This is a genomic window from Pseudolysinimonas sp. (genome assembly GCF_057350545.1).
Map to the genome: position 1 here is coordinate 20,815 of NZ_JBMRCP010000097.1, position 25,035 is coordinate 45,849.

25 protein-coding genes are annotated in these 25,035 nt (G+C 70.8%); 5 read left to right on the forward strand and 20 right to left on the reverse strand.

Annotation, left to right across the window (positions count from 1 at the left end; translation table 11 throughout):
* The first annotated feature begins 51 nt into the window (after window positions 1-51).
* The 4 genes from ACO1X9_RS13440 (at window position 52) to ACO1X9_RS13455 (ending at window position 4,753) form a co-directional block, all read left to right on the forward strand.
* Window positions 52-1,689, forward strand: a complete 1,638-nt coding sequence (locus tag ACO1X9_RS13440; RefSeq protein WP_486351350.1) for a DNA repair helicase XPB — start codon at window positions 52-54, stop codon at window positions 1,687-1,689.
* Window positions 1,690-1,867: 178 nt separating this feature from the next.
* Window positions 1,868-2,962, forward strand: a complete 1,095-nt coding sequence (locus ACO1X9_RS13445) for a helix-turn-helix transcriptional regulator (protein ID WP_486351351.1) — start codon at window positions 1,868-1,870, stop codon at window positions 2,960-2,962.
* Between the two features lie 82 nt (window positions 2,963-3,044).
* Window positions 3,045-3,581 (forward strand): TetR/AcrR family transcriptional regulator, encoded by a 537-nt coding sequence (locus tag ACO1X9_RS13450; protein WP_486351352.1) that lies wholly within the window; start codon window positions 3,045-3,047, stop codon window positions 3,579-3,581.
* A gap of 56 nt (window positions 3,582-3,637) precedes the next feature.
* Window positions 3,638-4,753 (forward strand): epoxide hydrolase family protein, encoded by a 1,116-nt coding sequence (locus tag ACO1X9_RS13455; RefSeq protein WP_486351353.1) that lies wholly within the window; start codon window positions 3,638-3,640, stop codon window positions 4,751-4,753.
* A 15-nt stretch (window positions 4,754-4,768) separates the two neighbouring features.
* On the opposite strand, the gene ACO1X9_RS13460 is transcribed toward ACO1X9_RS13455, so the two are convergent.
* The 20 genes from ACO1X9_RS13460 to ACO1X9_RS13555 form a co-directional block, all read right to left on the reverse strand.
* Complete coding sequence (locus ACO1X9_RS13460) at window positions 4,769-5,797, reverse strand: zinc-dependent alcohol dehydrogenase (protein WP_486351354.1); 1,029 nt, start codon at window positions 5,795-5,797, stop codon at window positions 4,769-4,771.
* A gap of 174 nt (window positions 5,798-5,971) precedes the next feature.
* Window positions 5,972-6,754: an IclR family transcriptional regulator gene (locus tag ACO1X9_RS13465; protein WP_486351355.1), complete on the reverse strand. Its 783-nt coding sequence runs from the start codon at window positions 6,752-6,754 to the stop codon at window positions 5,972-5,974.
* A gap of 62 nt (window positions 6,755-6,816) precedes the next feature.
* Window positions 6,817-7,764 (reverse strand): phosphotriesterase family protein, encoded by a 948-nt coding sequence (locus tag ACO1X9_RS13470; RefSeq protein ID WP_486351356.1) that lies wholly within the window; start codon window positions 7,762-7,764, stop codon window positions 6,817-6,819.
* Entirely contained in the window at window positions 7,761-8,150 is a 390-nt protein-coding gene (locus ACO1X9_RS13475; protein ID WP_486351357.1) for a RidA family protein, read from the reverse strand. The genes ACO1X9_RS13470 and ACO1X9_RS13475 overlap by 4 nt, the downstream gene beginning before the upstream one ends.
* On the reverse strand, window positions 8,147-9,007 hold the full coding sequence (locus tag ACO1X9_RS13480; RefSeq protein WP_486351358.1) for a fumarylacetoacetate hydrolase family protein: 861 nt from the start codon (window positions 9,005-9,007) through the stop codon (window positions 8,147-8,149). Before ACO1X9_RS13480 ends, ACO1X9_RS13475 begins: the two co-directional genes overlap by 4 nt.
* Before the next feature lie 7 nt (window positions 9,008-9,014).
* Window positions 9,015-9,905 (reverse strand): 3-hydroxyacyl-CoA dehydrogenase family protein, encoded by an 891-nt coding sequence (locus ACO1X9_RS13485; RefSeq protein WP_486351359.1) that lies wholly within the window; start codon window positions 9,903-9,905, stop codon window positions 9,015-9,017.
* Window positions 9,902-11,059 (reverse strand): hypothetical protein, encoded by a 1,158-nt coding sequence (locus ACO1X9_RS13490; RefSeq protein ID WP_486351360.1) that lies wholly within the window; start codon window positions 11,057-11,059, stop codon window positions 9,902-9,904. Before ACO1X9_RS13490 ends, ACO1X9_RS13485 begins: the two co-directional genes overlap by 4 nt.
* Before the next feature lie 22 nt (window positions 11,060-11,081).
* The gene (locus ACO1X9_RS13495; RefSeq protein ID WP_486351361.1) at window positions 11,082-11,813 is read right to left on the reverse strand and encodes an SDR family NAD(P)-dependent oxidoreductase; all 732 of its coding nucleotides are present in this window, start codon (window positions 11,811-11,813) and stop codon (window positions 11,082-11,084) included.
* The gene (locus ACO1X9_RS13500; RefSeq protein WP_486351362.1) at window positions 11,810-12,940 is read right to left on the reverse strand and encodes an amidohydrolase family protein; all 1,131 of its coding nucleotides are present in this window, start codon (window positions 12,938-12,940) and stop codon (window positions 11,810-11,812) included. The genes ACO1X9_RS13495 and ACO1X9_RS13500 overlap by 4 nt, the downstream gene beginning before the upstream one ends.
* Window positions 12,937-14,115: an ABC transporter ATP-binding protein gene (locus tag ACO1X9_RS13505; protein WP_486351363.1), complete on the reverse strand. Its 1,179-nt coding sequence runs from the start codon at window positions 14,113-14,115 to the stop codon at window positions 12,937-12,939. Before ACO1X9_RS13505 ends, ACO1X9_RS13500 begins: the two co-directional genes overlap by 4 nt.
* A 3-nt stretch (window positions 14,116-14,118) precedes the next feature.
* Complete coding sequence (locus ACO1X9_RS13510) at window positions 14,119-14,949, reverse strand: carbohydrate ABC transporter permease (protein ID WP_486351364.1); 831 nt, start codon at window positions 14,947-14,949, stop codon at window positions 14,119-14,121.
* The gene (locus ACO1X9_RS13515; protein ID WP_486351365.1) at window positions 14,946-15,863 is read right to left on the reverse strand and encodes a carbohydrate ABC transporter permease; all 918 of its coding nucleotides are present in this window, start codon (window positions 15,861-15,863) and stop codon (window positions 14,946-14,948) included. The genes ACO1X9_RS13510 and ACO1X9_RS13515 overlap by 4 nt, the downstream gene beginning before the upstream one ends.
* Before the next feature lie 78 nt (window positions 15,864-15,941).
* Window positions 15,942-17,198, reverse strand: a complete 1,257-nt coding sequence (locus ACO1X9_RS13520) for an ABC transporter substrate-binding protein (protein WP_486351366.1) — start codon at window positions 17,196-17,198, stop codon at window positions 15,942-15,944.
* A gap of 83 nt (window positions 17,199-17,281) precedes the next feature.
* Window positions 17,282-18,055 (reverse strand): MBL fold metallo-hydrolase, encoded by a 774-nt coding sequence (locus ACO1X9_RS13525; RefSeq protein WP_486351367.1) that lies wholly within the window; start codon window positions 18,053-18,055, stop codon window positions 17,282-17,284.
* Window positions 18,052-19,062, reverse strand: coding sequence for a Gfo/Idh/MocA family protein (locus tag ACO1X9_RS13530; RefSeq protein WP_486351368.1), 1,011 nt, complete (start codon window positions 19,060-19,062; stop codon window positions 18,052-18,054). The genes ACO1X9_RS13525 and ACO1X9_RS13530 overlap by 4 nt, the downstream gene beginning before the upstream one ends.
* Window positions 19,055-19,876: an ABC transporter ATP-binding protein gene (locus ACO1X9_RS13535; RefSeq protein WP_486351369.1), complete on the reverse strand. Its 822-nt coding sequence runs from the start codon at window positions 19,874-19,876 to the stop codon at window positions 19,055-19,057. The genes ACO1X9_RS13530 and ACO1X9_RS13535 overlap by 8 nt, the downstream gene beginning before the upstream one ends.
* The gene (locus ACO1X9_RS13540; RefSeq protein WP_486351370.1) at window positions 19,869-20,867 is read right to left on the reverse strand and encodes an ABC transporter ATP-binding protein; all 999 of its coding nucleotides are present in this window, start codon (window positions 20,865-20,867) and stop codon (window positions 19,869-19,871) included. Before ACO1X9_RS13540 ends, ACO1X9_RS13535 begins: the two co-directional genes overlap by 8 nt.
* Entirely contained in the window at window positions 20,864-21,727 is an 864-nt protein-coding gene (locus ACO1X9_RS13545) for an ABC transporter permease (RefSeq protein ID WP_486351371.1), read from the reverse strand. The genes ACO1X9_RS13540 and ACO1X9_RS13545 overlap by 4 nt, the downstream gene beginning before the upstream one ends.
* On the reverse strand, window positions 21,720-22,667 hold the full coding sequence (locus ACO1X9_RS13550; RefSeq protein WP_486351372.1) for an ABC transporter permease: 948 nt from the start codon (window positions 22,665-22,667) through the stop codon (window positions 21,720-21,722). The genes ACO1X9_RS13545 and ACO1X9_RS13550 overlap by 8 nt, the downstream gene beginning before the upstream one ends.
* A gap of 51 nt (window positions 22,668-22,718) precedes the next feature.
* Window positions 22,719-24,302 carry an ABC transporter substrate-binding protein gene (locus ACO1X9_RS13555; RefSeq protein WP_486351373.1) on the reverse strand — a complete coding sequence of 528 codons (1,584 nt, stop codon included), beginning with the start codon at window positions 24,300-24,302 and terminating at the stop codon, window positions 22,719-22,721.
* A 145-nt stretch (window positions 24,303-24,447) separates the two neighbouring features.
* Between ACO1X9_RS13555 and ACO1X9_RS13560 the strand changes: the two genes are divergently transcribed.
* A partial coding sequence (locus ACO1X9_RS13560) for a response regulator transcription factor (protein ID WP_486351374.1) occupies window positions 24,448-25,035 on the forward strand: 588 nt, incomplete at its 3' end.

Sequence of the window (25,035 nt, forward strand, 5' to 3'; positions counted from 1 at the left end):
GCTTGGCTGGATCAAAGCGCGCACGGGTCGAGGCACGTAGAATCGACGGTTATGTCCGGGCCCCTCATCGTGCAGAGCGACCGCACCGTGCTGCTCGAAGTGGCGCACCCGCAAGCCGAAGACGCGCGCCATGAACTCGCCGTCTTCGCGGAGCTCGAACGGGCTCCCGAGCACGTGCACACCTACCGCATCACCCGCCTCGGACTGTGGAACGCCCGGGCCGCCGGCCACACTGCGGAGCAGATGCTCGACACCCTCGAGCGGTACGCGAAGTTCCCGGTGCCGCAGACGGTCGCGGTCGACATCGACGAGACGGTCGGGCGCTACGGTCGGCTCGTCATCGAGCGGGATGCGCAGGGAGAGCTCATCCTGACCACGACCGATCCGGCGGTGCTCGCCGAGATCACCCGGTCGAGCAAGGTCGGTCCGTTGCTCGGGGTGCGGCGCACGAGCACCGAGTGGACGCTGCAGCCGTGGGCACGGGGTCAGGTGAAGCAGGAGCTGCTCAAGCTCGGGTGGCCCGCGGAGGACCACGCCGGCTACACCCCCGGCACGCCGCACGTGATCGACCTGGTCGAGACCGGCTGGGCGATGCGCGGGTATCAGCAGAAGGCGATCGACAACTTCTTCGACGGCGGCTCGGGCGTCGTCGTGCTGCCCTGTGGGGCGGGCAAGACGATCGTCGGCGCGGGTGCGATGGCGCAGGCCGACTCGACGACCCTCATCCTCGTCACCAACACCGTGAGCGCGCGCCAGTGGCGCACCGAGCTGCTCAAGCGCACGACCCTCACCGAGGAGGAGATCGGCGAGTACTCCGGCGAACGCAAGGAGATCAAGCCGGTCACGATCGCGACCTACCAGATCCTCACGGCGAAGCGGAAAGGCGAGTTCGCCCACCTCGCGCTGCTCGACGCACTCGACTGGGGTCTCATCGTCTACGACGAGGTGCACCTGCTGCCCGCGCCGGTCTTCAAGCTCACGGCCGAACTGCAGGCCCGTCGCCGCCTCGGCCTGACCGCGACGCTCGTGCGCGAAGACGGTCGGGAATCGGATGTCTTCAGCCTCATCGGCCCGAAGCGCTTCGACGCCCCGTGGAAGGAGATCGAGGCGCAGGGGTACATCTCCCCCGCCGCCTGCTACGAGGTGCGCATCGACCTCCCCGCCTCCGAGCGGCTCGAGTACGCGGCGAGCGCCGACGATCAGCGCTACCGCCTCGCCGCGACGGCCCCCGCGAAGCTCCAGGTCGTGAGAGACCTCGTCGCGAAGCACGCAGGAGAGCGCATCCTCGTCATCGGGCAGTACCTCGACCAGATCGACGAGCTCGCCGAAGCCCTCGACGCCCCCGCGCTCACCGGCTCGACGCCGACCGAAGAGCGCGAGCGGCTCTACGAGGAGTTCCGCGAAGGGCGCCTCAAGGTGCTCGTCGTGAGCAAGGTCGCGAACTTCTCGATCGACCTCCCGGAGGCGACCGTCGCCATCCAGGTGTCGGGTTCGTTCGGCTCGCGCCAGGAGGAGGCCCAGCGCCTCGGCCGTCTGCTGCGCCCGAAGGAGTCGGGCATCCCGGCGTCGTTCTACACCCTCGTCGCCCGCGACACCGTCGACCAGGACTTCGCGCAGAACCGGCAGCGCTTCCTCGCGGAGCAGGGCTACTCGTACACGATCATGGACGCGAGCTCGCTCGCGGCCTGAGAGCGCAGCGCCCGGCGGCGACGCCCCAGGCGGCGACGCGAGCTCGCTCGCGGCCTGAGAGCGCAGCGCCCGGCGGCGACGCCCCAGGCGGCGACGCGAGCTCGCTCGCGGCCTGAGAGCGGTCCCCCGACGCACGACGTGCTGTACCCCGGTCTGTGCGCGCCGCTACGGTGAGGGCATGACCATCGGTCAGGTGGCGACGCGGTATCGGGCGGCAGAGGGACGCCTGGATGCCGTCTGCGCCGACGCGACCTCGGCGCGCGAGCTTCTCGAGGAGGTCGACGCGATCCTCAGGTCGACACTCCTCGCCCAAGGTTCCTTCCTGTGCACCACCGATCCCGTGTCGGGCGTCTTCAACGCGGAGGCCGTCGTCACCGACCTGCCCGACGCGATGCGCGCACCGTGGATGATGAACGAGTTCCTCCAGGACGACCACAACAAGTTCGGCGACCTGCGCGCCGCAGGGATCACCGTCGCGAGCCTCCGTGACTCGGTGCGCGCGAGTGGGCGGCCGAGCCTCCGGGCGATCGAGGTCAACGCGCGCTTCGGCTACGGACCCGAGCTGCGCGCCGTGTTCACCCGTGGCGACGGCTGCTGGGGCGCGGTCAACCTCCTACGCGCCGCGGGAGCCCCCGAGTTCGACCCCGACGAGCTCGCGTGGCTCGCGTCGATCGTCGGACCCGTCGCGGAGGGGCTGCGTCGTCTCGTGCTCGAGCGCACCCTGCTCGGACCCGACCGTGTCGAGCCCGGCGTGATCATGCTCGACACCCGGGGGCACATCGTCTCCCAGTCGCAGACCGCACCGGGGCTCGTCGACGACCTGTGGATCGCCCCGCTCGACGGCGGACCCGACGAGGCGCTGCCGTGCCAGGCCGTCTCCGTCGCCCTCGTCGCCCGTGCCCGCGCCCTCGGGGTCGGCACGAGGCTCGAGCCGATCACGCGCGTGCAGGGACGTTCCGGGCACTGGCTGAGCCTGCGCGGCACCCACGCCGTCGCCGACGACGGTTCACTCGCCCACATCGTGCTCACGATCGAGCCGGGCCGACCCGACGACATCATGGCGATGATCGCCGCCGCCTACGGTCTCACCCCGCGCGAGCAGGAGGTGTTCGCGGAGCTCCGGGCGGGAGATTCGATCGACGAGACGGCCGCGCGGATGTTCATCTCGCCGCACACGCTGCGCACCCACGTGCGCTCACTCTTCGCGAAGACGGGGTGCTCGTCACAGGGTGAGCTGATGAGCCGGCTCTTCATCCATCGCACTCCCGCCTAGCGTCACCCCGCCGCCGGAATCGTCGGATCGAGGTATTCGAGCGACATTCGTTTCGTACCGTACGGTACGGTACGTTGTCACCGTGGTGACGAGAGAACGCTGGCTCACGGAAGGTGTCGAGGCGCTGCGCGCCGACGGGCCCGCCGGCATCCGCATCGACCGTCTCGCCCGTCGGCTCGGGCTCACGAAGGGGTCGTTCCACCACCACTTCGCGGGAGCGACCGACTACCGGCGCGCCCTGCTCGCCCACTGCTGCGCGCAGGCGGACGCCGCCATCGACGACGCCCGTGTGCGGCTCGCCTCCGTCGCCGACATCGAACTGGCGACGATCCTCCCCACCGTTGCCGACGGGCTGCACGATCGCACGCTCGACGTCGCCTTGCGCGGTTGGGCGGTCGACGACGCCGAGGCGCGCACCGCCGTCGCCGCGATCGACGGCGCCCGCCTCGCGTTCCTCGAAGAACTGTGGACGGATGCGCTCGGTGACCCGGCGGCGGCACGCATCGCCGCACTCGTTCCGCACCTCATCACCGTCGGCGCGAGCGTCAGCCCCGGCGTCGGAGACGACGAACTCGACGGGGTCTTCCGACTGCTCGCCCGACTCGCGCCCGTGCGCTAGCCACCCGTCGGCGATCGGCCCTGCCCGCGATCGGTCCCTCGGCGTAGCCTCGCGACATGACGCGCGTCGAACCGTTCGAGATCGACGTCGCGCAGGACGTGCTCGACGATCTGCGCGACCGGATCCTCCGCACACGGCGTCCGCCGACCGCGCGGCACGACTGGGAGCGTGGCACCGCGACGGCCGCCCTCGACCGGCTCCTCGCCCACTGGGGCGGCCCGTACGACTGGCGCGCGGCGGAGCGACGGTTGGGCTCCCTCGCCCACCTGCGGGTGGAGGTCGACGGGCTGCGGCTCCACGCGGTGCGAGCGGGCACGCGTGGGGCCACGCCGCTCCTGCTCCTGCACGGCTGGCCCGACGGCGTCCTCCGCTTCGAACGCGCCCTCCCCCTGCTCGCCACGCGGTTCGAACTCGTCGTGCCGAGCCTCCCCGGCTACGGCTGGAGCGACATCCCGACCGAACCCACGGGTCCGGCCCGGGTGGGCGATCTCCTCGCCGGACTCATGACCGCCCTGGGGCACGAGCGTTTCGGCGTGCACGGCGGCGACATCGGATCGACGATCGGCGGGCAGCTCGCGTTGCGGCATCCCGAGCGCATCCTCGGCCTGCACCTCGGCGACGTGCCGCTGCACCGCCCGCGCGCGCTCACGACGGCCGACCGCACGCCTGCCGAGGACGAGTGGCTGGCCCGCCTCGCGGCGTGGGATGCCCCCGGCGGCGGCGGCGCCTATGCGCGGCTCCAGCGCAGTCGGCCTCAGACCCTCGCCGTGGCGCTCGAGGACTCGCCCGCGGGACTCGCGGCGTGGTTCCTGGAGAAGTTCCACGCCTGGACCGACCCCGGCGGCGACGTCTTCGAGCACTTCACGCTCGACGACCTCTGCACGAACCTCACGGTGTACTGGACGACGCGCACCGCGGGATCGGCTGCCGACTACTACTACGACAACGCGCATTCGACACTCGGCACGGGACGGGTCACGGTGCCGACCGCGTTCGCGCAGTTCCCGAACGACATCCTCCCCGGGCCCCGCGAATCGGCCGACCGCTGGTTCGATGTCGTGCGCTGGACGGAGTTCCCGCACGGGGGCCACTTCGGGCCGTGGCAGCATCCCGAGCCGTGGGCGACCGATGTCGTCGCCTTCTTCGACCAGCTCGCAGACCGTCGTCGCTGAGTGCTCGGCTCTGTCCTAGAGGTCGAAGCGCACGAGCGCCTTTCCGGGCACGTCGACGACCGAGGCGAGACGGGTGAACATGGCGTCGGCCGCCTCGAGTCCGACACGCTCGCTGATGAGCCCTTCGAGCCGAACGTCGCCCTCGCCGACCCACTTCGCACAATCGACGAAAGTCTCGTGCGAGTACGTGAAACTGCCGACGAGCGACCGCTCCTCGGTGCTGATGCGATAAGCCGCGAGCGAGAGCTCAGGGCTCCCCATCCCGACGAGGGAGATCCGACCGCCGAACGAAGTCACCGAGAGCGCGTCCGCGAGCGACTCGGTGATCCCGACGGCGTCGACGGTGACCGGCACCGGCCCTCCGAGGTCCGCGAGCTGCTCCGCGAGTGGTGCGGCGCGAGGGTCGAGCGCCGTCGCGCCGAGCCGCTCGCACAGCTCCCGCCGACCCGCGTTCGGCTCGCTCACGACGACCTCGCTGGCGCCCTCGTGGAAGGCCGCGAGCACGCAGGCCTGGCCGATGGGCCCACCGCCGATGACGAGCACGCGCTCGCCCTCTGAGACGCCGACCCGTCGCACGGCGTTGAGCCCCACCGCGAGCGGCTCGACGAGCGCGCCGAACTCCTCCGGCATCCCTTCCGGCAGCACGACGACGTTCTGGGACGGCACGGCGAAGCGCTCGGCGAACGCCGAGACGATCGTGGGGTCGACGCCGAGCAGCGAGCGGTCGGGAGCATGCTGTTCGCGGCCCGCGAAGTGTGCCCGGGCATCGACGCCGAGGAAGACGGGGTTGACGGTCACGAGGGCACCCAGCGGGTAGGCGGAGGCCTCGACTCCGTCACCGAGCGCGACGATCCGCCCGACCGTCTCGTGTCCCATGACCTGACCCGGGATGCGGCGCCCGTTGTCGCCGGTGTAGCCGTGGATATCGGACCCGCAGATGCCGGTCGCGATGGTCTCGATCACGATCTGCCCGGCGGCGGCCTCCGGCTCGGGCAGATCGACGACCACGATCCGGCCGAACGATTCGAGCTGCAGTGCGCGCATGGTCCGAGTCTCCGTTTAGTTCACATAGGTGAATCCCTATTCACCTTACGGAACCAGCATGGCACACCCGAGTCGGCGAGACAACGAGGACACGGCCGGACCTGGGCGCACCCTCGCGGCGCGGAGGCCGCGCACGTGCCGACCCGACGGTGCGTGAAGCCCGTGGAGTGCGGATCAGCGCGGGACGGGAGCCTCGAGCGCCGCGGAGATGAGGCGCGACTGGCGTACGAGCACCTCGATGAGCTGGCCGACCGGCAGCTCGCCCTGCTCGATACGTGCCTTCGGCACCGAGCAGCTCATCGCGGCGATCACGCCGCCCGACTGGGTCTTGATCGGGACGGCCACGCAGTAGACCCCGTAGGTGTACTCGCCGTCGTCGAGGGCGTAGCCCTGCCGGCGCGCCACCTGCAACACCTTGATGAGCTCGTCGCCCGAGGTGATCGTCTGTGCCGTGTAGCCCGGCAATTCGACCCCGGAGAACCGACGCTCGAGCTCGGCGTCGGGCAACCCGGAGAGGAGCGCCTTGCCGATGCCCGTGACGTACGCCGGCAGGCGGCTGCCCACGCTCGAGATCAGCCGCAACGGGCGGGTGCCCTCCGACTTGTCGATGTAGACGACGTCGAGATCGTCGAGGATGCCGAGCTGCACCGTCTCGTCGAGCTCGAGGTTCGCCTCGCGCAGGTACTGCCGTGCCCGCACCACGAGGTCGCGGCTGCGCATGAACGACTGGCCGATCTCCCACGGCTTGACCCCGATCGAGTACAGCCTCTCCTCCGGATCGAACGTGAGCCAGCGCTTCGCCGTGATCGTCTGAAGCAGGCCGTGGAGGCTGCTCTTCGGGTACGGCAACCGCTCGACGAGCTCGACGAAGCTCACGCCGTCGCGGTACTGCGCCACGAGCTCGAGGATCTCGAGCGCGCGCAGTGCCGACTTCACGCCAGACGACTCGTCACCCATGACCACTCCGAGCTCTCGGCGACCCAGCGTAGCCGACGGGCCGTCGCCTCGTGCGGGCGTCGTCACGCGGCGACCACGGGCTCGCGGAAGGCGAAGGCGCGCGCCGGGTTGCCCACCGTCATGAGCTCGATGTCGCTCTCCGCGACACCTCGTTCGCGCAGCAGCGGGAGGAAGTTCTCGATGACGTTGGCATACCCCACGCCGCCGTAGGCGGAGAGCTGGCCGAGCTCGCAGATGTCGTTCGACAGCATCACCCGGTCGGCGAGCCCCTCGGCGCAGAGACGAGCCACGTTGTCGACGCGGAACGAGATGGGGGCGTATCCGCCGACGAAGGCGAGGTTGTCCACGTTGAGCCAGGCGCCCCGCGCCGCGATCGGCAGGATGTTGTCGATCGTGCGTCGATCGCCGAGGTGCGACACGATGACCGACGACGCCGCCACCCCCTCCTCCGCGAGCAGGTCGAGCTGCTCGAGAGCCAGCTCTCCCCAGTGGGTCGTGTGCGTGAGGATCGGCGCGCCGGTGCGGGCGTGGGCGCGTCCCGCCGCTCGGAAGACGCGCTCGGCCGCGGGCGTGATGTGACCGCGCTCGGTACCGATCTCGCCGATGAACCCGGCGCGCACACCCGTGCCGTCGGCTCCCTCCTCGATCTCGGCGACGAGGAACCGGGCGAGCTCCTCCGTCGAACGTTCGGCGATGTAGGGCGGATAGACGACCTCCCGGTACCACCCGGTACCCATGAGGATGTTGACGCCCGTGGCCCGACTCAGCCGCACGAGCGCCTCGGGGTCTCGCTTCAGCCCGATGTTGGTGGGATCGCACACCGTCCCGCCGCCGGCGGCCTTGAACCGCGCGAGCTCCTCGATCGCGAGCTTCTCGTCGTCGAGGATCGCCTCGTAGAGCTGGCGCAGGCCCCAGGCGTCGAGGAGCAGGTGGTCGTGGGTCAGCGTGTTCCCCATCTCGGCGGGCTCGATCTCGCCGAGCACCGTGACGACGCGTCCCGCGGTCGTCACGCGCCGCCCTCCGGCAGCACGGCGAGCGCGTCGATCTCGACGAGCAGCCCGGGCGGCAGGCCCACGTAGACGGTCGTGCGCGCGGGGTAGGGCGCCTCGAAATAGGACTCGTACTCGGCGTTCATCTCCGCGAACTGCGACGGATCGGTGAGGTAGACGCGCATGTGCACGACATCGCCCGGGGTCGCACCGCACGACGCGAGGCTCGCGACGAGGTTGTCGAGCGTGCGTCGGGTCTGCGCCGCGACGCCTTCGACGAGGGTGCCGTCGGGGGCGAAACCCGCCTGCCCCGCGGCTGCGACGGTCGTGCCGATCCTCACCGCCTGCGAGTAAGGGCCCGCTGGGGGCGGCGCATCCGTCGTGCGTCCTTCGATCCTGCGCGTCATGCCGCGACCTCCTCCGCGTCGACGACGGTCTGCTCGAGCGTGCCGAGCCCGTCGATCTCCATCCGAACCCGGTTGCCCGCGCGCAAGTAGGGGAAACGGCCCGAGAGCGCGACCCCTTCCGGCGTGCCGGTGAGGATGACGTCGCCGGGTTCGAACGCCATCACCTGACTGAGGTCGCGCAGGATGCGCGCGACGGGGAAGACCATGTCGGCCGTCGAGGAGTCCTGCCGCGGGTCGCCGTCGACCCACGATCGCAGCCGGAGCGCCTGCGGGTCGGGCACCTCGTCGGCCGTGAGCAGCCACGGCCCGAAGGGCGAGAACCCCGGACCGCACTTGCCCTTCGACCACTGCGAGGTCTCGAGCTGCCAGGCACGCTCGCTCAGGTCGTTGACGAGCACGTATCCGGCGATCGCCGCGAGCGCCTCCTCGTCGCTGCCGAGCCGGTACGCGTCCGCGCCGACCACGATGCCGAGCTCGACCTCCCAGTCGAGCTGGGTTGCGCCGGAAGGCAGCAGGATCGGGTCGTGCGGGCCGACGATCGTGTTGGTCTTCTTGAAGAACACGACGACATGCTCAGGCGGTGCCGATCCCGACTCGGCCGCGTGGGCCGCGTAGTTCATCCCGACGCAGACGAGCGACGGCGGACTCGCGAGCGGTGCGCCGATCCGCTCGGCCCCGACGTCGACGGGCCGGAGTGTGCCGGCGGCGAGCGCGGCGCGGGTCGCGGCGATCCCGCCGTCCGCGAGGAATCGCGGATCGACGTCGGCGGTCAGCGGGGTGAGGTCACGCATGACCCCCGCGTCGTCGACGACGACGGGTCGCTCCGCTCCCGCGGGCCCGATGCGCATGAATCTCATGACGCGCTCATCCTTCCTGTCCGGCGGCGAGTACCCGCCGCACGACCTTGTCCCGGCGGCGGGAGAGCTCCTCGCCGCGATGCTCGCCGTAGAGTCCGGCGCCGGACTTCGCGCCGTGCCGACCGGCAGCGACGTGCTCGAGCAGCACCGCGGGCGGGGCGAAGCGCGGACCCAGCCGCTGCTCGAGGTCCTGAAGAATCCAGGCATAGGTGTCGAGCCCGCCGAGGTCGGCGTTCGCGAGCGGCCCGAGCGCGGCGAGCCTCACCCCGAAGGATCCCGCGACGATGCGGTCGATGTCCTCGGCGCTCGCGAGCCCCTCCTCGAGGCACAGCAGCGCCTCGCGCACGAGGGCGAATTGGATGCGGTTGGCGACGAAGCCCGGAGAGTTGCGGACGACGACAGGGTCCTTGCCCGCACGGGCGAGCAGGTCGACGGTCGTGGCGACGATCTCATCGCGGGTGGCGCTCCCGCGCACGACCTCGACGCACGGGATGAGGTCTGCCGGGTTGAACCAGTGCGTGCCGAGCACGCGACCCGGGTCGGGCACGTGCTCGGCGAGCGAGTCGATGTCGAGTGCCGACGTGTTGCTCGCGAGGATCGCGCCGGGCGACGCGGTCTCGCCGAGACGCCGCCACACCTCGGCCTTGACCTCCGGCCGCTCCGGAACGGCCTCGATCACGAGGCCCGCCCCGGTCACGGCGTCCGCGGCGACGCCGCCGACACTCACCCGTTCCCGGGTTGCCGGAACCTCAGCGTCGAGCAGCCGTTCGAGCGCCGCGCGACCCGACGGGTCGGGATCGGCGATCCGCACGACGTGCCCGGCTCCGGCGAGCGCGACCGCGATGCCGCGGCCCATGATGCCGGCGCCGAGCACGGCGACGTCGAGGAGCGCGGTCATCGGTCGAGGCACTCCACGATCGCGGTGCCGAGCGCGACCCCGTCGCCGGGACGCAGCGCCATCGGGTTGATCGTGACGACTCCGCGCCACGCCTCCGACTCGCCGACGTACGCGGGCACCGGGCGCGCGGCCAGGGCGAGCGCGAGCGCATCGACCGCGGCCGTGCTCTCACCTGCGCGCACGTGGAGTGACGGCACGTCGAGGGCGGTGTCGTGGTGCCGGGTCACGTCGACGCCGCCCTCGCGCAGGATGCGCTCCGTCTCGGCAAGCTCGGCGATGCCCGGGGCCTCGTCACCTCCGGGGTCGCGCACGTAGCGCTCGAGCGCGGCGAGGAGACCCGCGATCTGCTCGCGACCGACCTTCATCGGACGTCCGGGTCCGTGGCGCGGGGGCGTGCGGCCGCCCGCGGCGAGCCCGGGCGGCCAAGTCGCGAGACGCTCGTCCATGTCCTGATGCTGAGCGCCGACGGCCTCCACGAGGTCGGCACGCCCGAGCAGCAACCCGCTCGCCTGCGGACCGCGGAAGCCCTTGCCTCCGCTCAGGGCGACGAGGTCGGCCCCGTCGGTGAAGAGCGCCCGCAGCCGCTCGAGCCCCGGCGCATGCACGGCGCCGTCGACGAGCACGGGTACGCCGTGTGCGTGCGCGATCTCCGCCGTCGCCGCGAGCGACAGCAGGTTGCCGGGCTTGCCCGGGCGGTAGAGCACGGCTGCGACGTCGTCGCCGAGGACGCGGTCGAGCTCGTCGGGATGCGTGGAGTCGGGGTAGCCGATCGTCTCGAGCACCGCGCCCGTCGGCGCGATCGCGCGGTCGTAGGGGTCGCGATGCGCGGCCTGGATGATGACGCGGTGCCGCATCCCGGTCGTGTCGGGCAACCGGTCGACGAGGTCGGCGCGGCCGCCGGTCATGGCCGCCGCCGTGCCGAGCAGCATCGCCGCGGAGGCACCCGAGGTCACGTACGCCGCGGGAGCACCGAGCAGTTCGGCGATGCGCCGGCCGGCCGCGGCCTCGAAGACATCCATGCGCACGGGCGAGGCGAGCGACTCCTGCATGGCCGCCCAGACCTCGGGATGCAGCGGCAGACCGCCGAGCCGGGTCGCCGGACCGACCCCGTTGAGCGCCGCCGGCACCCCGAGCCCCTCGTAGAGTCCCGTCATCTCCGCCGTCCTTCCGTGGTGCTCATCGTCCCAGCACCATCCCTCCGTTGACCCCGAGCAGCTGCCCGGTGATGTATCCCGCGCCCGGCGCCGCGAGAAAGCCGACCGCCTCGGCAACCTCCTCGGGCGTTCCGGCGCGCTTGACGAGAGAGCGCTCGATGCGCACCGCGTCGAAGTCGGCGTCGCGACGCGCGCCGAAGAACTCGGTCTCGGGCACATAACCGGGGAGTACGAGGTTGGCCGTGATCCCCTCGGGTCCGAGTTGCGCCGCAAGCCAGAACACCCACGCGTGCAGAGCGGCCTTCGCGGCGCCGTAGGACCCGCCGTAGCCGCTTCCCAACTGAGCGCCGATCGACCCGATACCGACGATCCGGCCGCCGGGCCGGGCCAGCAGAGGCCGCACGGCCTCGACGAGCAGCACCGCCGTGAGCAGATTCGCTCGGAGGTCGGCCTCCCAGTCGCGCGCGACGTCGGTCAGCTCGACCGGCACGGTCGCCGGCGTTCCGCCGGCGGCGGGGACGACGACGTCCACGACCCTCTCGCCGAGCGCGTCGCGCACCGCCTGCGCGCCCTCCGAAGTGGCGAGGTCGGCGGCGACAGCGTGCACCCTGCCGCCCAGGGCCGCGCGGGTCGTCTCGAGGGGCTCGGAGCGACGTCCGACGACCCAGACCTCGTCGCCGCGGGCAGCGAACCAGGCGGCGCAGGCGCGGCCGATCCCGCTGCCTCCGCCGCTCACCACGACCGTGCGGCTCACGCGCGGCCCTCCGGATCGTGCACGACAGCGCCACTCGCCACGGTGAGCACGCAGGTGAGGCGGCCGGCCGCGTCGACGACGCCGGGCGTGCCGGGCATCCCGAGCGTCACGGCGCCGTCGACGACGCGTAGGACGGCGACGTCGCCCGGGGCGCCGGGGTCGAGCGTGCCGACGCCCGCGGCGTCGAGGCCGACGGCGCGGGCCGGCGCGAGCGTCGCGCGCACGAGCGCGTCGGGGAGATCCATCCCGAAGGCGAGGAACTTCGACAGCACCGTCGGCAGATCGGTCACACGCGACTCGGAGTAGGTGTGCAGGTCGGTGCTGATCGAGTCCGGCGGCTGCCCCGCCTCCACCATCGCGCGTCCGACGGCCGCATCGAAACCGGACATCCCGTGACCCACGTCGAGCAACACGCCGCGCTCGCGCGCCGCCAGCACGGAGGGACGCACGACGCCGTCGGCGATCATGGCGTTGCCCGGCCAGTCGGAGAACGCGTGGGTGAGGATGTCGCCGGGCCCGAGCAGGTCGAGGATCTCGTCGAGCGTCGCGGGTGCGGGTCCGAGGTGCACCATGAGCGGCAACCCGACTCGGTCGGCCACCGCACGGGCTCGGCGCAGCGCCTCGCGGACGTGCTCTCCGCCGACGTCGGCCGAGGCGCGCACCTTGACGCCCACGACGACGTCGCGGTGAGCCTCGATCGCGTCAACCGCGACGTCGACATCGGCGTACTCGGGCGACTTGAGCTCGCCGCGCAGGAGGATACTCGTCGTGCCGATCGAGGAGATATTGACGAACGCGCGTATCCGGAGGTGGGTGCGGTCGAGCGTCGCCCGGCGGAAGGCGCCGAAGACGTGCCCGCCCGCGCTCCCCGCGTCGACGAAGGTCGTCGTGCCCGAGGGCGGGCCGACCACATCCGGGTCGACGCCGAGGTCCTGCCCGACGAACAGGTGCGTGTGCAGGTCGACGAGCCCCGGTGCGACGACGAGTCCCGAGACGTCGACGATCGTGTCGCCCGTCGTCGGGGACGCCGCCGAGACCCGTCCGTCCTCGACGCGGAGGTCGCGGCGCTCGAGCACTCGGCGACGTGCGTCGAGCACGTCGCCGCCACGCAAGAGGAGCCCGGTCATGAGACGACGGCGAGCTCTGCGCGCGTCGCGAGGCGGTCGCCCGACTCGCGGTCGAACCAGGACGCGTTCACGAGATCGACGGAGACGTCGACGAGGTCGCCGAGCACCACATCGACCTCGCCGGGGATGCGCGCGTAGTAGACGTCGCGCGCCGCCGCGGCACCCAGCGTGCCCGGCTCGGCGTCGCCGAGGTGGAAGCCCACGATCGTCTCCGCCCCGAGCCGCTCGACGACGCGCACGCGAGCCGGGAGGTCGCCGCTGCCGCGCGGCGCGATGCGGAGCCGCTCCGCGCGGACGCCGAGCAGCACGTCGTCCGCGTCCGGCCGCGCGGCGCCGTCGACGGCGAGCGCGCCCCCGTGTGCGAGGTGCACGCCCGCGGCGTCGAGGGTGGCCGGCATGAGATTCATCGCAGGCGACCCGATGAACCGGGCCACGAACGTGTTCGCCGGGCGGTCGTAGATCTCCTTCGGTGTCCCCTGCTGCTGGATCACGCCGGCGTCCATGAGGATGATGCGCGTGCCCATCGTCATCGCCTCGACCTGGTCGTGGGTGACGTAGACGAAGCTCTTGCCGACCCGCTCGTAGAGCGCGGAGATCTCGACCCGCATCTGCGAACGCAGCTTGGCATCCAGATTCGAGAGCGGCTCGTCGAGGAGGTAGACCGCGGGGTCTCGGACGAGCGCTCGCGCGAGCGCGACACGCTGCCGCTGACCGCCGGAGAGGCTCTTCGGTCGACGGTCGAGCAGGGGGGTGAGCTCCATCATCTCGGCGATCTCCGCGACGCGACCGGCGACCTCGGGGTCGCGCATCGCGCGGAACCGCATGATCACGTCGATGCCCGGGATGTGGTGCCACCAGTGGAAACGCGACATCAGCAGCGGGAAGGCGATGTTCGCGCGCACCGAGAGGTGCGGGTAGAGGGCGTAGGACTGGAACACGAAGGCGATGTCGCGGCGCTTCGGATCGAGGTCGTTGACCCGTTCCCCGTCGAACAGCAGGTCGCCGTCGTCGATCGAGATGAGGCCCGCGATCATCCGGAGCATCGTCGACTTGCCGCAGCCCGAGGGGCCGAGCAGCACGAGGAACTCCTTGTCGGGGATCTCGGCGGTGAAGTCGCGGATGACCTCGGAGCCGCCGAAGCGCTTGGAGAGGTGCGAGAAGGTCAGAGCTGGCATGGCTTATCCCTTGACGGAGCCGGCCGTGAGGCCGCTCACGATCTGACGTTGGACGAGAAGGAAGAACACGATCGCGGGGATCGTGAAGACGATCGCGGCGGAGAATACGGTCGAGAGCGGCGTGATGAATTCGCCGATGAACGACGACAGGCCGACGGATGCGGTCCAGAGCTCGCGGTCCTGGATGAAGGTCGTCGCGAAGAGGTACTCGTTCCAGCCGTCGAAGAACAGCAGCACGGCGGCGGCCGCGATCGACGGGGCCGTGAGCGGGATCATGATGCGCAGCAGGATGACGAACCGCGGGCAGCCGTCGACGCGCGCCGCCTCCTCGATCTCGTACGGCACGGCATCCATCGCGGCCTTCACGATCCAGACCGCGACGGGCATGACGAACGCCGTGTTGGCGAGCACGAGGCCGCCGAGTCCGTTGAGCAGTCCGAGCGTCGCGAAGAGCGCGTAGAGCGGCACGATGAGCAGCGCCTCGGGCAGCATCTGCGTCGCGAACAGCGCGAAGCCGAGCACGCCGCGACCGTGGAACCGGTAGCGCGAGAGCCCGTAGCCCGCGAGCACCGCCATCGCGAGACTCGCGAGGGTCGTGCCCACCGCGACGAGCGCGCTGTTGGTGAGCCAGGTGAGGATCGGCACGTCGCTCGTGAAGACCGCGAAGAGCTCCCCGATGCGGGTGAAGTCGGGCACGAGCGGCTGCCCCGTGAAGAGCTCGCCGCGCGGGGTGAGCGCGGTGTTGAGCATCCAGTAGACGGGGAACGCGGCGATCACCACGACGACGATGACGACGACGTAGCGCAGCACGCGGCCGACGATGCGGCGGATCACAGCGCCTCCTTCCGGGCCTCGCGGCGATCGACCAGGAAGTAGACGACGGTCACGACCATCGACAGGCACAGGCCGAGGATGCCGATGGCCGCCGCCCGCCCGAGGTCGGAGTTCTGGAATGCCTCGCGGTAGACGCTGATGACGATCGTGTTCGTCGCGTCGATCGGCCCGCCGCCGGTGAGCAGGTAGATGATCTCGAAGCGTCGGATCGACCAGATGGTCATGAGCAGCGCGACGACCCGGATCGTCGGGATGACGTGCGGCACGACGGCCGACTTGAAGACGTTGAACGCATCCGCGCCGTCGACCCGCGCGGCCTCGCGCAGCTCGGCGGGCACGCTCTGCAGCGCGGCGAGCACGACGAGCATCACGAACGGGAAGACCTTCCAGATGCTCGCGACCGAGACCGACAGCAGTCCGAGCGCGGGGTCGATGAGCCAGCCCTGCTCGCCGATCCCGAGTGCCCGCAGGCCGGCGTTCGCGACGCCGCTCTCGACGTTGTAGATCCAGATGAAGACGAGCACGACCGAGACCGAGGGCACCGCCCACGGGATGGTGAGCAGCGCGCGGAAGATCGCGCGGCCGCGGATGCCCTCGTTGATCGCGACCGCGGCGACCGTGCCGAGCACGATCGAGCCGACGACGGTCGCGGCCGTGTAGAGCAGCGTCGTGCCGACGGAGCCCCAGAAGCGTGCCTCGGTGAGCAGCTCGCCGTAGTTCTCGACGCCGACGAACCGTCCGCCATTGGGGTTGAGCAGCACGGCGTCGGTGAAGCTGAACCACAGCCCCCGCACGACGGGGATCGCGGTGAACAGCAGCAGGTAGAGGGCCGCCGCGCCGACGAAGAGGTAGGGGGCGAGGGATGTCGTGCGCCGACGTCGCCGGGGGGCGTCGACCTGGACCGTCGTGGTCACTCGCTCAATCCCTTTCGATCGGTGGACGTGGAGGGAGGAGGACCGTGCGCCGCCCGCACGGCCCTCCTCCCGGATGGATCAGCGCAGCTCGTTCGCCGCGTTCGTGAGGGCCTCCTGAGGATCGAGATCCTCGAGGAGCACCTTCTCGATCCAGCCCAGAACCACGTGGCGGATCTGGGGCGTGACCGACTCGAACCCGGGGATCACGGCGGAGTGCGTGTACGCGCCGTTCTCGCGGTAGGCCGCGGCCCACGGGTTCTCGTCGAGGAAGCCGCCGGGCAGCTCGGTCGTGGTCGCGACCGTGGACGTGTTGCCGATGACCTCCGAGATCTTCTGCTGGGTCTCGGGCGAGAGGAACCAGTTCATGAAGTCACCCGCGAGGGCCTGGTTCTCGGTGCTCGAGTTGATGCCGAAGTAGATGCCGACCTGGCTCGTCGCGAGCTCGGGGAACGGCAGCGGCGAGGCCATCATGGAGGTCGACGGTACCGTCTCGCTCACCATCGCGGGAGGGGCGCCGGTGGCGTCGATCATCATCGCCAGTCGACCTTCGCTGAACTTCGTGCGGAAGGTCGAGGCGTCGTCGCCGACGGCGAAGGCACCCGAGTCGTACATCTCCTTGTAGAACTCGACGGCGGCGACGTTCTCCGGGCTGTCGATGGTCAGCTGACCGTCCTCGGCCCAGGCTCCGCCGAAGCCGACGATCCAGTTGTTGAAGTCGATCCACCACGGGGTCTCCTCCGCGAGGCGGTGACGCACCGCGAAGCCCGTGATGCCCGTGGTCTCCTTGATGGCGACGGCGGCCTCGAGCAGCTCCTCGGGCGTGGTGGGCGGCTCGACGCCGGCCTGCTCGAGGATGTCGGTGTTCCACAGGAACGCGTAGGGCGCGACCTGCCAGGTGACCGCGAGGCGCTCACCGTCGCGCACGACGGCATCGTTCGTCGAGTTGAGCGTCTCCACGACCTCGTCGGTCAGGATGCCGTCGAGCGGCAGGAGCTTCCCGGCCGCGGCGAGCTCGGGGTAGAAGGTGTCGGCCATCGTGAAGATGTCCGGGCCACCGCCCGACGAGAACTGGATCTTGAGCTTCGTCTCGTAGTCGGCCCGCACGATGCCGACCGTCTCGATCGTCGCGTTCGGGTTGTACTCCTCGTATTCCTTGATGATGTCCTGCATCGCCTCGCCGTAGGCGGGCGCGAGGAAATCCCAGTGCGCGATCGTGAGCGTGCCGCTGGGCTGCTCGCCGTCGGGGGTGCTGTCGGGTGATGCGGTGCATGCTGCCAGCACGCCGACGGCGGTGACTGCGGCGAGTGCCGCAGTGAGTGGTCTCCTGCTGAACACCTTGACCTCCTGGGTCGGGATTGGGGTGCGCCCACTCTAGCGAGACGTTTCTCACCTGTAAACAAGAGTTCACACTGGCGAAACTAGAGTTGATGACCCCCGTATTCCTGGGCGTTCCCGGGGTCGTGGATGGCCACGACGACGTCGGCGCGGTCCGCCATCCGGGCCATCGCGCGGCGCGCGGCGGCGGCATCCTCGGCGATTCCGATCGGCGACCCGGTCTCGAGATTGCGGTTCACGAACGCCGTCTCGAGCACCGCGACGACCCCGCCGGCCGTCTCGACGAGCACCGCCGCCGAGCCCGGGTGGTGCCCGCCGGTCACCTCGAACACGACGCCCGGCACGATCTGCTCCTCGTCGGCGACGAGCCGTAGCCGCCCCTCGATCGCGAGGGCGCGCAGGCTCGCCCACGCCGGCGCCGTGAAGTAGAACTCGGGAGCCGGATGCCCGGGCGGGTCGACCAGCAACTCGAGCACTCCGGCGCGCGCGAGGTAGAAGGTCGCGTTCGGCAGCAGCTCCGCGTCGATCCCGCCCGTGTGGTACGTCACGGTCTGCGTGATCGCAACGAACGAGACGTCGGCCGGTGCGATGCCGAGGTCGGCGAGGATCTCGGGAAGCGTGCGCACCTCGCGGAACCCCACGTCGTCGCCGAACGCCGCGTTCGTCGCACCGAGCGCCGCGGTGTCGCGCGGGTCGAGCGGCAGCCCCGCGTCGATGAGCCCCACGGTCTCGCCATCGGTGACGACCCAGACGTAGAAGTGGAGGTCGTGCAGCGACGCGTCGTTGTCGCCGAGCACGAGCGCCCAGCCGGGGGCGGGGAGGATGGCGGCGCGCTCGGCGCGGAGACGGTGGGTCACGACGTGGATGTCCTCCCGGTCTCGACCCAGCGCCCCGTCGCGGCGGATCTCTCGGCCGCCCCGGCGAGCACGACGGCGCGGTGCCCGACGGCGAGCGTCGGCTGATCGAGCATCTCACCCCGGATGCCCGCGACGAAGTGCTCGAGTTCGCGCGCGAGCCAGTCGTCGTCGACGAACGACTCCTCGACGACGCCGTCCGCGGTCGACACCCGCAGGTACCGGGCCATCGTGTCGACCTCGATCATCCCGCGGGTGCCCTGCACGACGAGGGAGAGGTGGGGCGCGGCGTCGTAGCCGAGACCGAACGACATCGTCGACATCCCGAGCGTCGTCGCGCCGAGCCGCGCCTGCAGCGCGACGGCGATCTCGGTGTCACCGCCCGCGAGTGCGGCGGGGCGCGCGACACGGGCCGAGAGCTCGGCGATGTCGGCGCCGAGCAACCACTCCCAGCGGTCGAAGACGTGGTGGCTCTGCAGCTGGAGGGTGCCGCCGCCTGCTGCGCGGTCCCAGTACCAGCCGGGGGTGACCCGGTAGGCCTCGATCACGGTGTCGGTGACGAGGTAGACCTCGCCGAGCGCGCCGTCGCGCACGAGCTCGCGCGCGCGACGCCACTCCCCGCGGAAGCGCGTGCTGAAGCCCATCATCCAGAACGCCGACGTCTCGCCTGCCGCGCGCAGCACCTCGTCGGCGTCGGCGAGGTCGGTCGTGAGCGGCTTGTCGACGAGCACGTGCAGCCCGAGCGCCGCGGCCTCGAGGCAGGCGTCGCGGTGGGCCGAGTTCGGCAGCCCGATGTAGACGGCGTCGAGCCCGGCGTCCGCGGCCGCGGCGAGCGAGACGGATGCCGCGGCGCCCACCGCACGCGCCACCGCCTCGGCGCGGGCCGGGTCGCGATCGAGCACCGCCGTGACCTCGACCCCCGGCAGCGCCGCAGCCGCCCGTACGACGCGCTCCCCCATCCCGCCGGCGCCCCACACCCCGAGGCGCACGACGCGACCCTGCTCAGTCATCGGCGAGCCCCCGCGCGCGCAGGGCCCCGGTCGGATCGGGGTAGGCGTCGAGCAGCAGCCTCGTGTACGGGTCGCGTGGGTTCGCGAGCACCTCGCGGGTCTCCCCCGTCTCGACGATGCGCCCGCCCTTCATGACGATGAGCCGGTCGGCGAGCGCCGACAGCACGGGCAGCTGGTGCGACACGAAGATCACCGAGATGCCGGTGTGGTCGCGCAGATCGAGGAAGAGGTTGACGATCTCGGTCTGCACCGACACGTCGAGGGCGCTCACCGCCTCGTCGGCGATGACGACACGGGGGCGGGAGGCGAGGGCGCGCGCGATCGCGACCCGCTGCCGCTGCCCTCCGCTGAGGTCGCGCGGCAGCCGCGAGGCGTACGACGCCGGCAGTCGCACCTGGTCGAGCAGCTCGGTGACGAACCCCACGTCGCGGGCGCCCGGGATGCCGTGTACGACGCCCGCCTCGCGGATCGCCGCGCCGACCTGGAGTCGTGGGTTGAGCGACGAGTACGGATCCTGGAAGACCACCTGGAGATGCCGGCGGGCCCTCCGCAGCGCGGCACGCCCGAGGGTCATGAGGTCCTGCCCGTCGAGCAGCACCTCGCCGGCATCCGCGTCGACGAGCCGCGCGACGCACTTCACGGTCGTCGACTTGCCGCTGCCCGACTCGCCCGCGATGCCGACGATCTCACCGTGTCCGAGCTCGAACGACACGTCGTCGACCGCGACGAGCGGATCGCGGCGCCCGGCGAACCCGCCGCGCGGGTAGGTCTTCGTGAGGCCGCGCACCGACAGCACGGCGTCCGACTCAGCCATGCGCGACGCCTCCGACCGTGAACGGGCACGCCGTCGTGTGCGCGGCGCCCGCGGGCAGCAGCTCCATCGACACCTCCGTGCACTCGGGGCGGGCGAGCGGGCAGCGCGGCGCGAACGGGCAGCCGCCCGCGTACGCCACCGTGCCGAGCGGTGGCCCGGGAATGGTCGGTCGGCGGTAGCCCCGCTCGGGCACCTCGAGCGTCGGCACCGACGCGATGAGCGCCCGGGTGTAGGGATGCTGCGGTCGGCGGTAGACCTCCGCGACCGGACCCGACTCGACGACGAACCCGCCGTACATGACCGCGACCCGGTCGCACATCTCGGCGATCACACCGAAGTCGTGCGAGACGAGCAGGATCGACGTGCCGCGTTCGTCGCGCACCCGTCGCAGCAGCCGGAGGATCTGCGCCTGCGTCGTCGTGTCGAGCGCCGTCGTCGGCTCGTCCGCGATGAGCAGGCGGGGGTTCGACCCGAGCGCCATCGAGAGCATGACCCGTTGCCGCATCCCGCCGCTGAGCTCGTGCGGGTACAACCGCAGCTTCTGCGCGGGATCCGGGATGTCGACCTCCTCGAGCGCCGCGACCGCGCGGGCCGTCGCCTCCGCCCGCGTGAGCTGCGACGTGACGCGCAACGCCTCGACCATCTGGGAGCCGATCCGCCGGGTCGGGTTGAGCGACGAGAACGGGTCCTGGAAGATCATGCCGACTTCGGACGACCGGAAGGCGAGCAGCTCGTCGCGGCCGAGGGCGAACACGTCGCGCCCCTCGAACGTGACGCTCCCCGACAGCACGTGCCCGCGATCGGGCAGCAGGTTGAGGATCGCGCGACAGGTGAGGCTCTTGCCGGAGCCCGACTCGCCGACGAGGCCCACGATCTCGCCGGGGCGGATGTCGAGGTCGACCCCGCGTACGGTCGCCGTGGTGTCGGCCCGATTCGCGCCGAACCCGATCCGCAGGTCGTCGATCGCGAGCAGGGGTGCGGTGCCGGTCATGCGGCCGCCTCCGTCTTCCGACGGCTCGAGAAGCCGTCGTCGATCATCCCCACGGCGACGCCCAGGACGATGAGGATGAGGGCCGGCAGCGTCGTGATCCACCACGCCGTGAGCAGGAACGGCTGCCCGCCGGCGATGATCGAGCCGAGGTCGGCGGTCGGCGGTTGCGCGCCGAAGCCGAGGTAGGACATCGCGGCGAGCACGACCATCGCGGCCACGACATCCATCGTCGCGAAGGTCAGACCCGGCCGGAAGATGTTCGGGATGACGTGCCGCACGAGGATGCGCAGCGACCCGTAACCGAGCGACCGGGTGGCCATGATGAACTCGTGCTCCCGCAGCGCGAGCACCTCGGCGCGTGCGATGCGGGCGTAGACGGCCCAGCCGACGACGACCATGCCGATCGCGACGCTCACGGTGCCGACCCCGAGGATCGCGACCGTCGCGAGCACGACGACGAGGAACGGGATCGCGATCGCGGTGTCGATCACGCGCGACACCGCGGCGTCGAGCCACCCGCCGACATAGGCGACGATCGAGCCCAGCAGCGTGCCGATCATGAGCGCGGCGCCGATCACCGCGGCGCTCGTCACGAGCGAGATCTGGGTGCCGACGAGCGATCGGGTGAGCACATCGCGTCCCGCCGAGTCGGTGCCCATCCAGTGCGCGAGCGACGGCGGCTGCAGCGACGCGCGCACCTCGGGGGCGTTCGGATCCCACGGCGAGAGCCACGGCCCGACGATCGCCGCGATGACGACGACGGTGAGGATCGCGACGCCGATGCGCGACTCGACGCTCCAGCCGTTCCAGGTGCGGCCGGCGCGCACGGCACGGCGGGTGAAGAAGGACAGCTCAGCCATGACGGATCGCGCTCCTGACACGGGGGTCGAGCGCCGCCTGCAGCAGGTCGGCGACGAGGCCGGCGAGGACGACGACGCTGCCCGCGAGCAGCGCGAGCACCTGCACGACCGGGTAGTCGCGCCGCTCGACGGCCTGCACGAGGAGCGAGCCCACGCCCGGCACGTTGAACACCTGCTCGAGCACGGCGGTGCCGCCGACGAGGTAGCCGATGACCACCGCGATGATCGAGATCACCGGGGTCACCGCGTTGCGGAGGGCGTGACGTCGGATGACGCGGCCCTCGGAGAACCCGCGGGCGCGCGCCGCCTCGATGTACTCGGTGCCGAGCACGCGCGTCATGCTCGAGCGCAGCGACCGGGTCACGACCGCGATGAGCGAGAGGCCGAGGGCGATCGCCGGCAGCGTGAGGGTGCGCAGCCCGCCGAGGAAGCCGCGCTCGTAGCCCGAGACGGGGAAGAGCCCGAACTGGATGCCGAGCACGAGGGCGAGCACGAGGCCGACCCAGAAGGCGGGCATCGCGAAGATCGCGGTCGCGAGGATGCGGATCGTGAAGTCCGCGATGCGGCCCGAACGGATGGCGGCGTAGATGCCGAGCACGAATCCGAAGACGAGGGCGAGCAACAGGCCGTAGGTGATGAGGAACGCGCTCGGCTCGATGCGCGAGGCGATGAGCGACGCGATCGGCTGCCCGAAGGTGACCGAATCACCCAGGTCGCCCGTGACGATCCTGCCGAGGTACATGCCGAGCTGCACGATCACGGGCTCGTTCAGGCCGAGACTCTCGCGCACCGACTCGACGTACTCGGGAGCGGCGCGCTCACCGAGCATCGTGCGCACCGGGTCGCCCGGCACGGCCTGGAGGATGAGGAACACCAGCACGGCCAGCACGAGCAGCTGGCCGACGCTGAGGAGGAGCCTCCTGAGGAGGTAGAGGACCATGCCCCTACCTCCCCAGGAGTGATGCGGTGAAGATCACGAGACGGCGCTGACCTATCCCGCGAGCCAGGCCGACGTGAAGGTGCTCTGCCCGATCGGGTTGTTGGCGAACCCGCACACGCCCGACCCGATGCCCGCGAGCAGCGGGAGGTTGAGCACGTTGATCGCGGGCTGCGCCTCGAGGATGGCCTCCTGGATGGCGGGCCACAGCTCGGCGCGCTCCGCCTCGTCGACGCTGCCGATGAACTCGAGCGTCTGCGCCTCGATCTCCGGGTCGTTCCACCAGGTGAAGAACCCGTTGGTGCCGCCCTGCACCGCGTAGAAGCTCGCGAACTCGTCGGGGATCGGCACGTCGCTCGCCGCGAACGAGTACGGCAGCATGAGGTCGTACGTGCCGCCCGTGAAGTTCTTGCTCAGGGTGGCCTGGTCCTCCGGCAGCAGCTCGATCGTCACGCCGAGGTCGGCCCACGCCGCCTGCAGCACGACCGCGAGGCTGTCGAAGGCCGCGTCGCCGCTCGGGTACTCGAGGGTCGCCTCGAACCCGTCCGGGTAGTCCGACTCGGCCATGAGGGCCTGCGCCGCGGCGAGGTCGAACGGCGTCGGCGCGATCTCACTCGCGTCGGCGTCGAGCGAGAGTCGGGGCAGCGCGCTGTTGGGCAGCTCGCCCAGGCCGAAGTAGATCTGCTCGTTGACGGCCTCGCGGTCGATCGCGAGCGAGAGCGCCTGGCGCACGTTCTGGTCGGCGAACGGACCTTCCTGGTTGTTCATCGACAGCAGGATCCACGACGGGATCTCCGACGACTTGATCTCGATCGACGACTCGGCGCCGAGCGCCTCGACCTGCGACCACGGCACGATGTCGACGAGTTGCACGTCGCCCGAGCGCAGCGCGAGGGTGCGCGAGTTGCCGTCGGTGATGAAGCGGAACTCGACGCCGTCGAGCAGCACGTCATCGGCGCCCCAGTACTCGGGGTTCTTCGTGAAGCTGATCGACGATCCCTTGACCCACTCGTCGAGCACGAAGGGTCCGCTCGAGATCGGGTCTTCGAAGAACGCGTCGCCCGCGGCCTCGACCTCTTCCCCCGGGAGGATGCCGGCGGTCACCATGGCCAGAGAGTAGAGGAATCCGCCGATGGGCTCCGACATCTCGATGCGCACGGTCGAGTCGTCGACGATCGTGGTGCCCGCGTAGCCGCGCGCGAACGAGGCCCACGCGCTCACCTCGGGGTCGGACCAGTTGTCGAGCGTGTACTGCACGTCCGCCGGCGTGATCGCTCGGCCGTTCGAGAACGCCGCACCCTCGCGGATGTGGAACGTGTACGAGAGTCCGTCTTCCGCCACCTCCCACTCGTCAGCCACCCCGCCGACGATGTCCTGCGTGGCACCCGTCGGGTCCATGCGCACGAGGGTTTCGAAGATCATGTTGATCGCCTCGGTGTCGCCGAAGCCGCCGGGCGTCGAGTACGGGCTGAGCGAGAGCGTCTCGTTCTGCTTGCCGGCCACGAGGGTGCCTCCGGCGACGGGCGTGCCGGTGCACGACTCGGCGGCGGGCGGCGACGAATCAGCCGGGCTGCACGCGGCGAGGCCGACGAGCAGCGCGGCACTCGCCGCGAATGCGATGGACGAACGGATTCTCACGGTGCCTCCTGGGTTGACGACTGATTCATATTTGTGAACCTGAGTTCACATTTGTCGGAGGTTACCAGACGCGAGCACGTGCGCAACAGAGGCGGTCGATGGAGGCTCCCAGGAAAGGTTCAGCAGACGCGCAGAAACTGGGACCATGAGTGACGGCCCCCGCATCCTGATCGTCGACGACGAGCCGAACATCCGCGACCTGCTGACGACGAGCCTGCGCTTCGCCGGCTTCGCGGTGCGCGCCGTCGGCAACGGGGCGCAGGCGATCTCGGCGGTACTCGAGGAGGAGCCCGACCTGATCATCCTCGACGTCATGCTCCCCGACATGAACGGCTTCGGCGTCACCAAGCGGCTGCGCGCATCCGGCTACACCGCGCCGATCCTGTTCCTCACCGCGAAAGACGACACCGACGACAAGATCACCGGCCTCACCGTCGGCGGCGACGACTACGTCACGAAGCCGTTCTCGCTCGACGAGATCGTCGCGCGGCTCAAGGCGATCCTGCGCCGCACGATGCACGACGAAGAGGATGCGATCATCCGCGCCGGCGAACTCACGATGGACCAGGACACGCACGAGGTCACCGTCGGCGACGAGCAGGTCGAGCTGAGCCCGACCGAGTTCAAGCTGCTGCGCTACCTCATGCTCAACCCCAACCGCGTGCTGTCGAAGGCGCAGATCCTCGACCACGTCTGGGAGTACGACTTCAACGGCGACGCGGGCATCGTGGAG

What these genes read in the sequence shown, in the direction of transcription:
- ACO1X9_RS13485 (WP_486351359.1), bottom strand. Translation starts at nt 9,905, where the DNA reads ATGACCGCGCTCCTCGACGTCGCCGTGCTCGGCGCCGGCATCATGGGC.
- ACO1X9_RS13490 (WP_486351360.1), bottom strand. Translation starts at nt 11,059, where the DNA reads ATGACGGGACTCTACGAGGGGCTCGGGGTGCCGGCGGCGCTCAACGGG.
- ACO1X9_RS13530 (WP_486351368.1), bottom strand. Translation starts at nt 19,062, where the DNA reads ATGACTGAGCAGGGTCGCGTCGTGCGCCTCGGGGTGTGGGGCGCCGGC.
- ACO1X9_RS13475 (WP_486351357.1), bottom strand. Translation starts at nt 8,150, where the DNA reads ATGACGCGCAGGATCGAAGGACGCACGACGGATGCGCCGCCCCCAGCG.
- ACO1X9_RS13535 (WP_486351369.1), bottom strand. Translation starts at nt 19,876, where the DNA reads ATGGCTGAGTCGGACGCCGTGCTGTCGGTGCGCGGCCTCACGAAGACC.
- ACO1X9_RS13455 (WP_486351353.1), top strand. Translation starts at nt 3,638, where the DNA reads ATGACGCGCGTCGAACCGTTCGAGATCGACGTCGCGCAGGACGTGCTC.
- ACO1X9_RS13550 (WP_486351372.1), bottom strand. Translation starts at nt 22,667, where the DNA reads ATGGTCCTCTACCTCCTCAGGAGGCTCCTCCTCAGCGTCGGCCAGCTG.
- ACO1X9_RS13460 (WP_486351354.1), bottom strand. Translation starts at nt 5,797, where the DNA reads ATGCGCGCACTGCAGCTCGAATCGTTCGGCCGGATCGTGGTCGTCGAT.
- ACO1X9_RS13505 (WP_486351363.1), bottom strand. Translation starts at nt 14,115, where the DNA reads ATGCCAGCTCTGACCTTCTCGCACCTCTCCAAGCGCTTCGGCGGCTCC.
- ACO1X9_RS13440 (WP_486351350.1), top strand. Translation starts at nt 52, where the DNA reads ATGTCCGGGCCCCTCATCGTGCAGAGCGACCGCACCGTGCTGCTCGAA.
- ACO1X9_RS13545 (WP_486351371.1), bottom strand. Translation starts at nt 21,727, where the DNA reads ATGGCTGAGCTGTCCTTCTTCACCCGCCGTGCCGTGCGCGCCGGCCGC.
- ACO1X9_RS13465 (WP_486351355.1), bottom strand. Translation starts at nt 6,754, where the DNA reads ATGGGTGACGAGTCGTCTGGCGTGAAGTCGGCACTGCGCGCGCTCGAG.
- ACO1X9_RS13500 (WP_486351362.1), bottom strand. Translation starts at nt 12,940, where the DNA reads ATGACCGGGCTCCTCTTGCGTGGCGGCGACGTGCTCGACGCACGTCGC.
- ACO1X9_RS13445 (WP_486351351.1), top strand. Translation starts at nt 1,868, where the DNA reads ATGACCATCGGTCAGGTGGCGACGCGGTATCGGGCGGCAGAGGGACGC.
- ACO1X9_RS13540 (WP_486351370.1), bottom strand. Translation starts at nt 20,867, where the DNA reads ATGACCGGCACCGCACCCCTGCTCGCGATCGACGACCTGCGGATCGGG.
- ACO1X9_RS13480 (WP_486351358.1), bottom strand. Translation starts at nt 9,007, where the DNA reads ATGAGATTCATGCGCATCGGGCCCGCGGGAGCGGAGCGACCCGTCGTC.